Here is a 13,231-nt window from a genome sequence, read left to right as displayed (position 1 = left end):
TCCCTTGTTCGTCATGGTCGTCAATGCGCGATCATAGCCGATCGACTTGCCGGCTTACGGCGCAGGAGTTCTCGATGTCATTAGAGCCTGTTCATGATCTCCAAGTGCCCCGCGCCGGGAGCTGTTTGCGTGCAGGCCAAGGAAGAGCGAGGGAGTGGACGTCCGTCCACGACCGAGTGATGACGCCAGCCTGTGGGCAAACAGACCCGGCCCCGGCATTAATAGGTGCTGGGGTTGCCATCCAGTGGCCGCCATGCGGCAGCGCGTGGCTTGACCTGACCGCCAGTCAGGCGCTGCGCCACGCACTACCACCTGACGGCCACTCGATGACAACGCGGGGTACTTGGAGATCATGAACAGGCTCTCAATTCAGTCAGGCTGCCTGTGGGTAGTGGCCACCCCGATCGGTCATCGCGATGATCTGTCCGTCCGTGCGATCGAGACCTTGCGCGCGGTGGCGGTGATCGCCGCGGAGGACACCCGGCATAGCCGACCCTTGCTGGTTCATCACAACATCGACACGCCGCTGATCGCATTGCACGACCACAACGAACGCGACGCGGTGGATCCGATCGTGCGACGGATGGTGGCGGGCGATTCGGTGGCGCTGATCTCCGATGCCGGCACGCCGCTGATCAGCGACCCCGGTTTTCGCCTGGTGCGCGCCGCGCGTGCGGCCGGCATTCGCTGCATTCCGGTGCCGGGCGCGTGCGCGGCGATCGCCGCGTTGTCGGTGGCGGGGCTGCCCAGCGACCGTTTCGTGTTCGAGGGCTTCCTGCCGCCGAAGGCGGCGGCGCGGCGCAGCCGATTGCAGGAGCTGGCCGGCGATGCGCGCACGCTCATCTTCTACGAGTCGTCGCATCGGGTCGCCGAGAGCCTGGCCGACATGCGCGATGTATTCGGTGCCGAGCGCGAGGCGGTGCTGGCGCGCGAATTGACCAAGATGTTCGAGACCGTGCTGGGCGAGCCGCTGGCGGAACTGGCGGCGCGGGTCGTCAGCGATCCCGATCAGCAACGCGGCGAACATGTGATCCTGGTCGCGGGTCGCGGCGAGGAAGTCGATGCGAAGCTCGCCGAGGGCCAGCGCATCTTCGCCATTCTGCGCGAGGAGCTGCCGCCGGCGAAGGCGGCGAAGCTGGCGGCGGCGATCAGTGGAGCGCCGCGCAAGGCACTTTACGAGAAGTGAGTGAAGCGGAGTGAGAAAAGAGAGAGCCAGGCGCGCGGCGGCTTTTCTCTCGTTTCTCACTCCTCTCCACTCACTCCTGTATTCTTGCTCGTGGAGTCGGCCGGACAGTCGCGTCGCGCGCAAGCGCATCGAGGAAAGTCCGGGCTCCATAGGGCAGAGTGCCAGGTAACTCCTGGGCAGCGTGAGCTGACGGCCAGTGCAACAGAGAGCAGACCGCCGATGGCCCGGCTACTTTCGGGTAGCTCGGGCACAGGTAAGGGTGAAAGGGTGCGGTAAGAGCGCACCGCGTACGGGGCCAACGTCGTACGGCACGGTAAACCCCACTCGGAGCAAGACCAAATAGGGGAACGATAACGCGGCCCGCGTTGTTCCCGGGTAGGTTGCTGGAGCCAGGCGGCGACGCCTGGCCGAGAGGAATGACTGTCGCGTCGCAAGACGTACAGAACCCGGCTTACAGGCCGACTCCACCTCTTTCACGCCCCTGTCACCCGCGCGACACCGATCGCGCGGGTAACAGGAGGCATCTGTGTGAACGGCGATTCATCCGCGGAGCGCGATAGAGCGCAGTTTCCGGCCGGTTATGGCCTGGATGATTGCAAAGCTCGATATAAAAAATTCCATGCATTCAAACACCTTGCTGGTGTTCCTGAGAATATGCTGCACGTATGGTCAGCATTCTGCCTTTACTCCTTGATTCACAAGCGAATTTCCCTTGACAGTCTCATGGGGCGAGATTATCGTGGGTTCCAGTGTGAAATCGTGGGTTTTAGTGGAGTCAGCTGACGTGTTCCAGGGCGAAACCGCCATCACTGTAGACGACAAGGGCCGCCTGGCCATTCCGACCGCGTATCGCGAGTTGGTGGCGGGCGAATGCGCCAATCGTCTGGTGATTACCTACAACCCGTTCGAGCCGGGCTGCCTGTGGCTGTTCCCGCACGCGGAGTGGGAGCAGGTGCGCGATCAGGTGAATGCATTGCCCAAGGTCAAGGCGGCGCATCGCGACATGCAGATGAAGCTGGTCGGCGCCGCAGCCGTGGTCGAGCCCGATGGCGCGGCGCGGATCCTGCTGCCGGCCAGCCAGCGTGCGGCGGCGGGGATAGAGAAGAAGGCGGTATTGCTGGGCATGGGCAACAAGTTCGAGCTGTGGAGCGAACAGGCCCACCTGGCCAAGATCCGCCAAAGCATCGGCGAAGGCGACATCACTGACGACATGGCAGGCCTGCGCCTGTAACAGGCACGGCGGCGCAGCGGAAATCACTTGGGACGGGACGGGAGTGCAGCTGAAGTGCAATTGCGGCATATCCCGGTGATGCTGGGTGAGGCGGTGGAGGGTCTGTCAGTGCAGTCTGGCGGGCGCTATCTCGATGGGACGTTCGGTCGCGGCGGTCACGCTCGCGCCATATTGTCGCGCCTGGGCCCCGACGGCCGACTGCTGCTGATGGATCGCGACCCGACCGCGATCGCCGCGGCGCAGTCCGAGTTTGCCGGCGATCCGCGCGTGTCGATCCGGCACGCGAATTTCTCCAGTCTGGCCGAATGGGACGAAACCGCGGCAGGCCTCGACGGCGTGCTGCTCGACCTGGGCGTGTCCTCGCCGCAGCTGGACGAGGCCGCGCGCGGCTTCAGCTTCATGGCCGATGCGCCGCTGGACATGCGCATGGATACCAGCCAGGGCGAGAGCGCGGCGGATTTCCTGGCGCATGCCAGCGAGCGCGAGATCACCGAAGTGCTGTGGAATTTCGGCGAAGAGCGCCATGGCCGTCGCATCGCACGCGCGATCGTGGCCGACCGCGAAGCGACCCCGTTCATCCGCACCGGCCAACTGGCCGCGCTGATCGAGCGCGTGGTCGGCCGGCGCGAACCGGGCAAGCATCCGGCCACGCGCAGCTTCCAGGCGCTGCGCATTCGCGTGAACGGCGAACTGGATGCCTTGCAGCAGGGATTGAACGCGGCGCTGGAACGGCTCAAGCCCGGTGGCCGGCTGTCGGTGATCAGCTTCCACTCGCTGGAGGATCGCGCGGTGAAGCTGTTCATCCGCGACCACTCCGGCCGCGTGCAGAACAGCCGGCGCGGGCCGCCGCTGCAGGCCGCGCCGGCGCAATTGAAGGCCGTGGGCAAGGCGCAATTCCCCAGCGCCGCCGAACTGGCGGCGAACCCGCGCGCGCGTTCGGCGGTGTTGCGCGTGGCGGAGAAATTGCCTGCGCATGAGCACATGCGGGAGGGCCACGCATGAAGGCGATCGGCGTCCTGTGCCTGTTGATGCTGTTGGCCGCCGTGCTGGCCAGCGCGCTGGGCGTGGTGTGGACGCGGCACGAGAGCCGCGTGCTGTTCGTCAGCCTCACCGGGTTGCAGAACCAGCGCGACGAACTCAACATCGAATACGGCAAGCTCGAACTGGAACAGGCCACTTATGCCGAGCCGCGTCGCATCGACGACGAGGCGCGCCAGAAGCTGGGCATGGTCGACCCGCGGCCGCAAGACATCCGGTTGCTGCGCTGATGAGCTGGCGCAACCACACCACTCCGCAACAGCCCGTTCGCCGCCGCAGCGCCGGCCCCAGTGCGCGCAGGCGCATGGTGGTGGTGGTCGGCCTGCTGGGCCTGGCGTCGCTTGGCCTGGTCGCGCGCGCGTTCGACCTGCAGGTCGTGCGCAAGCAGTTCTACCAGCGCCAGGGCGACGCGCGTTTCCTGCGCGAGATGCCGATCCCGGTATCGCGCGGCACCATCTTCGATCGCAACGGCGAGCCGCTGGCCGTGTCGACCCCGATGATGTCGATCTGGGCCAATCCGTCCGAGGTGCTGGACAACGAGGAGCGCATCCCTCAACTGGCGCAGGCGCTGGGCGTGGATCCCGGCGAATTGAAGGATCAGCTGGCGCAGCGTTCCGATCGCGAATTCGTCTACCTGCGTCGGCAGATGGCGCCAGCGGCGGCGCAGGCCGTGCTGGACCTGGGCATTCCCGGCATCAACGGCCAGCGCGAGTTCAAGCGCTACTACCCGTCCGGCGAAGTGACCGCGCACGTGCTCGGTTTCACCAATATCGACGACCGCGGCCAGGAAGGACTGGAGCTGGCCTATGACGACTGGCTGGCCGGCAAGCCGGGCGCCAAGCGGGTCATCCGCGACCGCATGGGCCACGTGGTCGAGGACGTGGAACAGGTGCGCGCGCCGAAGCCGGGGCAGAACCTCACGCTTAGCATCGATCGGCGCATCCAGTTCCTCGCCTACAGCGAATTGAAGGCCACGCTGGACAAGTTCCAGGCGGACTCCGGCTCGATGGTGGTGCTCGACGCGAAGACCGGCGAAGTGCTGGCGATGGTCAACCTGCCGACCTACAACCCGAATGCGCTCAGCGGCAGCAAGCCCGGCCAGCGCCGCAACCGCGCGATGACCGACGTGCTCGAGCCGGGTTCGACGATCAAGCCGATCCTGATGGCGGCGGCGCTGTCCAGCGGCAAGTTCACTCCGACCAGCCCGATCATCGACACCACCGGCGGGCACTGGTATTTCCAGGGTCACGACATCCACGACACGCACAATTACGGGCTGCTGACGCCGACCGGCGTCATCACCAAATCCAGCAACGTCGGCGCAGCGCACATCGCGATGCAGCTCGACACCACGTTCATGTACGACACCTACCGCGCATTCGGCTTCGGCAACAGTACCGAGAGCGGCTTTCCGGGCGAGGCCTCCGGCTACCTGCGCATCGGACGCGACTGGCGGCCGCTGGAAAAAGCCATCATGGGTTACGGCTACGGTCTCAACGTGACCGTGCTGCAGCTGGCCAATGCCTACGCCACCATTGCCGATGGCGGCGTGATGCACAGCCCCACCTTCATCAAGGGCGGCGACAACGCGGCCAAGCAGATCATCTCGCCGGAGGTGTCCCGCGAACTGATCCAGATGATGGAGACGGTGACCGGCCCCGGCAGCACCGCGCCGCAGGCGCGCATCGCCAACTACAGCGTGGCCGGCAAGACCGGCACCGCGCACAAGGCGAGTGCGGGCAGCTATTCCAAGAACAACTACACCGCGGCGTTCGCCGGCATCGTGCCGGCGTCGAATCCGCGCCTGGTCGGCGTGGTGGTGATCGACAACCCGCAGAAGGGCAGCTACTACGGCGGCATGGTGTCGGCGCCGGTGTTCGCCAAGGTGATGGACGGTGCGCTGCGCCTGCTCGACGTGCCGCCGGACAATATCGGCCGCTGGTATGTCGGCGGTCCGCTGCAGAGCCCGGACGGGCTGGTTGGCAGCAAGCCGCCTGTCGATACGCCGATCGACGACGCTCCGGTCGACGAGGACACGCCATGAGCACCGGCCACCTCGATCAGTTGCTGCTGGGGATCGCCGACGCGCAGGTCGCTGCCGTGCCGGGTGTCGGCCGCATCGTGGTCTCCGGGCTGACCCTCGACTCGCGGCGCGTGCAGCGCGGCGACGCATTCTTCGCGTTGCGCGGCACCCAGGGTCACGGCATCGCGTTTGCCGCCGGCGCGGTGCAGCGTGGCGCGCAGGTCGTGCTGGCCGAAGCGCCTGCCATGGATGACGTCGCCGCGCTGGACGTGCCGCTGCTGTGGATTGACGGCCTGCACGACGAAGTCGGCGAAATCGCCGCGCGCTTCTACGACCGCCCCAGCGAATCGATGCGCATGCTTGGCGTCACCGGCACCAACGGCAAGACCTCGTGCGTGCAGTTGCTGGCGCAGGCGTTGACCCTGCTGGGTCATCGCGCAGCGTCGATCGGCACGCTCGGCGCGGGCGTGCATGGCCAGTTGCGCGAAGGCGAGCGCACCACGCCCGATGCGATCAGCGTGCAGGCCTTGCTGGCGGATTTTCGCGATGCCGATGTCAGCCACGTGGCGATGGAAGTGTCGTCGCATGCGCTGGAGCAGGGCCGGGTCGGCGCGGTGGACTTCGAGGTCGCCGTGTTCACCAACCTCACCCGCGATCACCTGGATTATCACGGCAGCATGGAAGCCTATGGCGCGGCGAAGGCGAAGCTGTTCGCCTGGCCGGGGTTGCGCAGCGCGGTGATCAATATCGACGACGCATTCGGCCTCGAACTGGCTGCGCAGCTGCCTGCCGGCGTGCAGCCGCTGCGCTTCAGCATGGCCGACGACAGCGCGGCGGAAGTGGCCGCCAGCGCCATCGTCACTTCGTCCGAGGGGTTGGCGTTCCAGTTGCGCACGCCGTGGGGCACGCGGGCGATCCGCAGCCATCTGCTGGGCCGCTTCAACGTGGCCAACCTGCTTGCGGTAGTGGCGTGCCTTGGCGCACTGGGCGAACCGTTCGGGCGCATCGTCGCCGCGGTCGAGCAGTTGCAGCCGGTCAACGGCCGCATGAGCCGGCTCGGTGGCCTCAAGGGCCAGCCGCTGGTGGTAGTCGACTATGCGCACACGCCGGACGCGCTGGAGCAGGCGCTCACCGCCGTGCGCGCGCATTGCGCCGGCCAGCTGATCTGCGTGTTCGGCTGTGGCGGCGAGCGTGACGCCGGCAAGCGCCCGTTGATGGGCGCCATCGCGGCGCGGCTGGCCGACGTCGCCATCGTCACCGACGACAACCCGCGCGGCGAAGACGGCGACGCGATCGTGGCGCAGATCGTCGCCGGCATGTCCGCCGCGCGGGCAATGACGGTCGAACGCGACCGCGCGGCGGCGATCGCCGCCGCGCTCGGCCTGGCTCGCGCCGGCGATGTGGTTCTGATCGCCGGCAAGGGCCACGAAACCTATCAGGACGGCGCGGCCGGCAAGCGCCCCTTCGACGATCTGGCGGTGGCGCATGCCGCGCTGGAACGGCTGAACCGGGAGCCGCGCGCATGATGCAGCTCGGCACCATCGCGATGTGGACCCACGGACAGCTTTCCGGCGGCGATGCGCAGATCGGCAGCGTCGAGGTCAGCGGCGTCGTCATCGATACGCGCAAGCTGAAACCGGGCGACCTGTTCGTGGCGATCAAGGGCGAACGGGCCGATGGCCACGACTACCTCGCCGCCGCCGCCGCGCGCGGCGCCGTCGCTGCGCTGGTGACCCGCAAGGTCGACAGCGAGCTGCCGCAGATTCTTGTCAACGACGCCGAGCTGGCGCTGGGCGACCTGGCCAGCGCGGTGCGTGCGCAGCGCGACGTGCGCGTGGTCGGCATCACCGGTTCCAACGGCAAGACCACGGTGAAGACGCTGGTCGCCTCGATCCTGTCGCGGCACGGCCGCACCCACGTCAGCGCGGGCAACTACAACAACGAGCTCGGCCTGCCGCTGACCCTGCTGGCGATGCCGCGGGACACCGAGTACGCCGTGCTGGAGATGGGCGCCGGCAAGCCGGGCGACATTGCGTATCTGGCGGCCATCGCACGGCCCGATATCGGCCTCGTCACGCTCATCGCGCCGGCGCATCTTGCGCGCATGGGCAGCATCGAAGGCGTGGCCGAGACCAAGGGGGCGATGTATCAGGCGCTGCCGGCCGACGGCATCGCGATCATCAATGCCGACGACAGTTTCGCCAGTTTCTTCAGTGGCCTGGCCGGCGCGCGCAGGCAACTGCGCTTCGGCCTCGACCAGCCGGCCGACATCGGCGCCGACATCATCGAGCAGCGCGTGGACGGCTCGCGCTTCGTGCTCAGCACGCCGCAGGGCGATGCCGAAGTGTCGCTGCCGCTGCCCGGCCGCCACAACATCGCCAATGCGCTGGCGGCGACGGCGGTGGCGCTCGCGCTTGAGGTGCCGCTGGAAACCATCGTGGCCGGGCTGGAACAGGTGCCTGGCGTGGCCGGCCGGCTGCGCCGCGAAGTGACGGCCGGCGGCTGGACGCTGATCGACGACAGCTACAACGCGAATCCCGGCTCGATGGCGGCGGCCATCGACACCTTGCGGCTGGCCGGCGGCGAACGCTGGCTGGTGCTTGGCGACATGGCCGAACTGGGAGCGGATGCACGTGCGCTGCATGCCGGCATCGGCGAGCTCGCCCGCGTGCGCGGCATCGAGCGTCTGTTCGCGGTCGGCCCGTTCGGCGCGGCCACGGTGGAGGCCTTCGGTGCGGGTGGCGAACATTTCGACGACAAGGCGGCGCTGATTGCCGTGTTGCAGGCGCAACTGCACGCGGGGGTCACCTGCCTGGTGAAGGGCTCGCGCTCGGCCGGCATGGAACAGGTGGTGCTCGCCCTCGGCGGCGCCGACAAGAACAAGGGGGATGCATCCGATGCTGCTTGAACTGGCCGACTGGATGGCACGGCATTTCACCGCCCTGCATCTGTTCCAGTACATCACCTTCCGAACCATCATGGCCGCGCTCACCGCGCTGGCGATGTCGCTGCTGTGCGGGCCGTGGCTGATCAACCGGCTGGCCGCGTTGAAGGCCGGCCAGGTGGTGCGCAGCGACGGTCCGCAGACACACCTGGTCAAGGCCGGCACGCCGACCATGGGCGGCGTGATGATCCTGCTCTCGGTCACCGTCGCCACGCTGCTGTGGGCCGACCTGCACAATCGTTACGTGTGGGTGGTGCTGGCGGTGCTGCTGAGTTTCGGCGCGATCGGCTTCTATGACGACTACCGCAAGCTGGTACTGAAGGACAGCCGCGGCCTGGCCAGCCGCTGGAAGTATTTCTGGCAGTCGCTGTTCGGTCTCGGCGCAGCGCTGTTCCTGTATTACACCGCGCCGCATGCCGCCGCCGGCGCGCCGGTGGCGGAGACCGCGCTGTACGTGCCGCTGTTCAAGCACGTCGTGCTGCCGCTGGGGCTGTTCTTCGTGGTGGTCACTTATTTCATGATCGTCGGCTTCTCCAACGCGGTGAACCTCACCGACGGACTGGACGGCCTGGCGATCATGCCCACCGTGCTGGTCTCCGGCGCGCTCGGCGTGTTCGCCTACCTGGCCGGCAACAAGGTGTTCTCCGAATACCTCGGCATCCCCTCGATTCCCGGCGCGGGCGAGCTGGCGATCTTCACCGGCGCGCTGGCCGGCGCGGGATTGGGCTTCCTGTGGTTCAACACGTATCCGGCACAGGTGTTCATGGGCGACGTCGGTGCGCTGGCGATGGGCGCGGCGCTTGGCTGCGTCGCGGTGATCGTGCGCCAGGAGATCGTGCTGCTGGTGATGGGCGGCGTGTTCGTGATGGAAACCGCCTCGGTGATGATCCAGGTGGCGAGCTTCAAGCTCACCGGCAAACGCGTATTCCGGATGGCGCCGATCCATCACCACTTCGAATTGAAGGGCTGGCCCGAACCGCGGGTAATCGTGCGCTTCTGGATCATCAGCGTCGTGCTGGTGCTGATCGGTCTTGCCACGTTGAAGGTGCGCTGATGCCGATCTTCGACGCCGCCACCCAGGCCAAACGTCGCACCGGTCCGCGCGGTCGCTTCGACCTGTGGCTGCTGGTCGCGCTGATCGGGCTGGCCAGCATCGGCGTGGTGATGGTGACGTCCAGTTCGATCGCGGTGGCGGACAGCCAGCATCTGGGCGAGTTCTACTTCCTGAAGAAGCACCTGCTGTTCCTCAGCCTTGGCATGGTCGCCGCCGGTTTCGCGATGCGCACCGAGCTGAAGCTGCTGGAGAAGTTCGCGTTCCCGCTGCTGGCGCTGGCGTTCCTGATGCTGCTGGCGGTGTTCGTACCGCACTTCGGCATGCGCATCAACGGCGCACGGCGCTGGCTCAACCTGTTTGTCACCACGTTCCAGCCGGTCGAGGCGGTGAAACTCATCCTGGTGGTCTACGTCGCCAGCTACCTGGTGCGTCACCGCGAGAATGTGGAGACGAAATTCCTGGGCCTGTTCAAGCCGGTGCTGGTGGCGGGCCTGATCGTGCTGCTGCTGCTGGCGCAGCCGGACTTCGGCTCGGCCACGCTGGTGATCGCGGTGACCATCGCGATGGTCTGGCTCGGTGGCGCGCGGCCGATCTTCCTGTTCCTGATGGGCTTGCCGCTGATGCCGCTGCTGTACGTGGCAGCGACCGGCGAGAGCTACCGCATGAAGCGACTGACCTCGTTCATGGATCCGTGGAAGGATCCCTTCAACGACGGCTTCCAGCTGACCCAGTCACTGATGGCGATCGGCCGCGGCGAATGGACCGGGGTGGGGCTGGGTTCCAGCGTGCTGAAGTTGTCCTACCTGCCCGAGGCACACACCGATTTCATCTTCGCGGTGATCGGCGAGGAGCTCGGCCTGGCTGGCGTGGTGCTGGTGATCAGCCTGTTTGGGCTGGCGGTGGGCCGCGGCCTGTATCTGGGCCTGAAGGGCGTCGAGGTGGGCCAGCGTTTCGCCGGCTATGTCGCGTTCGGCATCTCGCTGATGCTGGCGATGCAGGCGATCGTGTCGGTCGGCGTCAATCTCGGCGCGTTGCCGACCAAGGGCCTGACCCTGCCGCTGATCAGCTACGGCGGTTCGTCGATGGTGTTGACCTGCGCGATGGCCGGCGTGCTGCTGCGCGCCACCTACGAGATCAATCGCGCGCTCGACGCGCGGCAGATGGCCACCCGGATGCCGGCAGCCGTAGCCGCGGTCGATGCGAACGCGGCGGCGAAGCCGCGCGAGGCGGTGGCCGCATGAACACACAGGCACCCGTGCTGATCATGGCCGGTGGCACCGGCGGGCACATCTTCCCCGGCCTGGCCGTGGCCGAATGCCTGCGCGCGCACGGCGTGCCGGTGGTATGGCTCGGTGCGGTCGGCGGGATGGAGACGAAGGTGGTGCCGGCGCAGCGGATCGAATTGCACACGGTGGCGGTCGGTGGTTTGCGCGGCAAGGGCATCAAGACCCGGCTGCTGGCACCGCTGATGTTGCTGCGCGCGCTGTTTGCCGCGCTGCGCGTATTGCGCAAGGTGCAGCCGCGCAGCGTGCTGTCGATGGGTGGCTACGTGGCCGGTCCCGGCGGTGTTGCCGCGTGGCTGCTGCGCCGTCCGTTGCTGGTGCATGAGCAGAATCGCGTGGCCGGTTTCACCAACCGCAGGCTGGCCGGATTCGCCAAGCGCGTGCTGGCCGGATTCGCCGATGCGCTGCCGCAGGCGGAGTGGGTCGGCAATCCGGTGCGCGACACGATCGCGGCGTTGCCACCGCCAGCCGAGCGGATGGCAGGCCGTGAGGGCAGGCCGCGCCTGCTGGTGCTCGGCGGCAGTCTCGGTGCCCGTGCGCTGAACCTCGCGCTGCCGCAGGCGCTGGCTCGATTGGCTCCGGCGCAGCGTCCCGAGGTGCTGCACCAGTGCGGCAGCCGTGGGCTCGACGAGGCGCGCGAGGCGTATGCAAAGGCCGGCGTCGAGGCGCAGGTGGTGGCTTTCATCGACGACATGGCCGGCACCTACGGCTGGGCCGATCTGGCGGTCTGCCGCGCCGGTGCGCTGACCCTGGCCGAGCTCGCTGCGGCCGGGCTCGGTGCCGTGCTGGTGCCGTTTCCCCACGCGGTGGACGACCACCAGACCCGCAATGCGGAAGTGCTGGTGGCGGCCGGAGCCGCCGAACTGATGCAGGAGAACAAGCTGGACGTACAGATTCTGGGGCAGCGACTGCAAGCGCTGCTGGGCGATCGCCCGCGACTGCTGGCGATGGCCGAAGCGGCGCGCACGCTGGCCAAACCCGACGCGGCGCGAGTCATCGCTGCCGCCTGCCTGGAGGTGGCTGCATGACCCTGCGTCGATTGCTCGCACACGAAGACCTGATGAGCACGTTTCGCCGGGTGCACTTCATCGGCATTGGCGGCGTCGGCATGAGCGGCATTGCCGAGGTGCTGCACAACCTCGGTTATGCGGTGTCCGGATCCGACCGCGCGAACTCGCCGACTGCGCAGCGGTTGCAACAACTGGGCATCGTCGTGCACGTCGGGCATGCGGTGGAAAACGTCGGCGATGCCGACGTGGTGGTGACTTCGAGCGCGATCAAGCAGGACAACCCGGAGCTGGTCGCCGCCCGGGACGCGCGTATCCCGGTGATCCCGCGCGCCGAGATGCTGGGCGAGCTGATGCGCTTCCGCCGCGGCGTGGCGATCGCCGGCACCCATGGCAAGACCACCACCACCAGCCTGACCGCCAGCGTGCTGGCCGAGGCCGGTTATGACCCGACCTTCGTGATCGGCGGCCAGTTGAATGCTGCTGGCGCGAACGCGCGACTCGGCACCGGACAATACCTGGTCGCCGAGGCCGACGAGTCCGATGGCTCGTTCCTGCTGCTGTCGCCGGTGATCGCCGCCATCACCAATATCGATGCCGATCATCTGGAGAACTATCACGGCGACTTCGCCGAGGTGAAGCAGGCGTTCGACGATTTCCTGCACCGGCTGCCGTTCTACGGACTGGCCGTGCTGTGCGTGGACGATGCCGAAGTTGCCCTGCTGGCGAAGTCCACCAGCCGCCGCGTGATGACCTATGGCATCGACGCGGCGGACGCCGACGTGCGCGCGCTGAACCTTAGCCAGCACGGCTTCGAGATGCATTTCGATCTGCAATTGCCGGGCCGCGCCGAAGCGTTGCCGGTGAAGCTCAACCTGCCGGGCCGGCACAACGTGTTGAACGCGCTGGCCGCTGCCACGATCGGCTGGCAGCTGGGCGTGGAAGCCGAAGCGATGGCTCGCGCGCTGGAGAATTTCCAGGGCGTCGGCCGGCGCTTCCACCGTCGCGGCGAGATCGCGCTAGACCACGGCAGCGTGTTGCTGGTCGACGACTACGGCCATCACCCGCGCGAACTGGCCGCGGTGTTCGCCGCGGCCCGCGGCGGCTGGCCGGAGCGCCGGTTGGTGGTCGGCTTCCAGCCGCACCGCTACAGCCGCACGCGCGACCTGCTGGACGATTTCGCCAACGTGCTGGCCGAGGCCGACGTGCTGGTGTTGACCGACGTCTATCCCGCGGGCGAGGCACCGATTGCCGGCGCCGACGGCCGTGCGCTGGCGCGCGCCGTACGCGCGCGCGGGAAGGTCGATCCGGTGCTGGTGGAGCACCCGCGCGACCTGAAGGAAACCTTGCCGACCCTGCTGCGTGACGGCGACCTGCTGCTGTTGCTCGGTGCCGGCGACATCGGCGCGGCCGCGGCCGAGCTGGGCCAGCTCGGTCACCTGAGGACAAGCAAGTGAGCACGAAG

11 protein-coding genes and 1 other RNA gene are annotated in these 13,231 nt (G+C 67.5%); all 12 read left to right on the top strand.

The annotated features are described in order from the left end of the window. Positions 1–352: 352 nt before the first annotated feature. The 12 genes from rsmI (at position 353) to murC (ending at position 13,223) form a co-directional block, all read left to right on the top strand. Positions 353–1,186 carry a 16S rRNA (cytidine(1402)-2'-O)-methyltransferase gene (gene rsmI, locus CIW53_RS14995; protein WP_149365528.1) on the top strand — a complete coding sequence of 278 codons (834 nt, stop codon included), beginning with the start codon at positions 353–355 and terminating at the stop codon, positions 1,184–1,186. Positions 1,187–1,278: 92 nt separating this feature from the next. Further along, positions 1,279–1,656: RNase P RNA component class A (gene rnpB / locus CIW53_RS14990), an RNA gene on the top strand. A gap of 314 nt (positions 1,657–1,970) precedes the next feature. After that, positions 1,971–2,417, top strand: a complete 447-nt coding sequence (mraZ, locus tag CIW53_RS14985; protein WP_149365527.1) for a division/cell wall cluster transcriptional repressor MraZ — start codon at positions 1,971–1,973, stop codon at positions 2,415–2,417. A 54-nt stretch (positions 2,418–2,471) separates the two neighbouring features. Continuing rightward, the gene (gene rsmH, locus CIW53_RS14980; protein ID WP_277949641.1) at positions 2,472–3,419 is read left to right on the top strand and encodes a 16S rRNA (cytosine(1402)-N(4))-methyltransferase RsmH; all 948 of its coding nucleotides are present in this window, start codon (positions 2,472–2,474) and stop codon (positions 3,417–3,419) included. Positions 3,420–3,424: 5 nt separating this feature from the next. Further along, positions 3,425–3,685, top strand: coding sequence for a cell division protein FtsL (gene ftsL / locus CIW53_RS14975; protein WP_172969696.1), 261 nt, complete (start codon positions 3,425–3,427; stop codon positions 3,683–3,685). Beyond that, positions 3,685–5,499: a penicillin-binding protein 2 gene (locus CIW53_RS14970; protein ID WP_149365524.1), complete on the top strand. Its 1,815-nt coding sequence runs from the start codon at positions 3,685–3,687 to the stop codon at positions 5,497–5,499. Before ftsL ends, CIW53_RS14970 begins: the two co-directional genes overlap by 1 nt. Then, on the top strand, positions 5,496–7,004 hold the full coding sequence (locus CIW53_RS14965) for a UDP-N-acetylmuramoyl-L-alanyl-D-glutamate--2,6-diaminopimelate ligase (RefSeq protein WP_149365523.1): 1,509 nt from the start codon (positions 5,496–5,498) through the stop codon (positions 7,002–7,004). Before CIW53_RS14970 ends, CIW53_RS14965 begins: the two co-directional genes overlap by 4 nt. Continuing rightward, positions 7,001–8,386, top strand: coding sequence for a UDP-N-acetylmuramoyl-tripeptide--D-alanyl-D-alanine ligase (murF, locus tag CIW53_RS14960; RefSeq protein WP_149365522.1), 1,386 nt, complete (start codon positions 7,001–7,003; stop codon positions 8,384–8,386). The genes CIW53_RS14965 and murF overlap by 4 nt, the downstream gene beginning before the upstream one ends. Then, positions 8,376–9,476, top strand: a complete 1,101-nt coding sequence (mraY, locus tag CIW53_RS14955) for a phospho-N-acetylmuramoyl-pentapeptide-transferase (RefSeq protein ID WP_149365521.1) — start codon at positions 8,376–8,378, stop codon at positions 9,474–9,476. The genes murF and mraY overlap by 11 nt, the downstream gene beginning before the upstream one ends. Continuing rightward, complete coding sequence (gene ftsW / locus CIW53_RS14950) at positions 9,476–10,717, top strand: putative lipid II flippase FtsW (protein ID WP_149365520.1); 1,242 nt, start codon at positions 9,476–9,478, stop codon at positions 10,715–10,717. Before mraY ends, ftsW begins: the two co-directional genes overlap by 1 nt. Continuing rightward, positions 10,714–11,787: an undecaprenyldiphospho-muramoylpentapeptide beta-N-acetylglucosaminyltransferase gene (murG, locus tag CIW53_RS14945; RefSeq protein ID WP_149365519.1), complete on the top strand. Its 1,074-nt coding sequence runs from the start codon at positions 10,714–10,716 to the stop codon at positions 11,785–11,787. The genes ftsW and murG overlap by 4 nt, the downstream gene beginning before the upstream one ends. Beyond that, the gene (murC, locus tag CIW53_RS14940) at positions 11,784–13,223 is read left to right on the top strand and encodes a UDP-N-acetylmuramate--L-alanine ligase (protein ID WP_149365518.1); all 1,440 of its coding nucleotides are present in this window, start codon (positions 11,784–11,786) and stop codon (positions 13,221–13,223) included. The genes murG and murC overlap by 4 nt, the downstream gene beginning before the upstream one ends. Positions 13,224–13,231 lie beyond the last annotated feature (8 nt).

This window comes from Rhodanobacter sp. T12-5, from assembly GCF_008329435.1.
In the GTDB taxonomy this organism is placed as follows: domain Bacteria; phylum Pseudomonadota; class Gammaproteobacteria; order Xanthomonadales; family Rhodanobacteraceae; genus Rhodanobacter.
The sequence above is the reverse complement of the archived record's forward strand: the minus strand, read 5'-3'. Positions and strand labels throughout refer to the sequence as shown.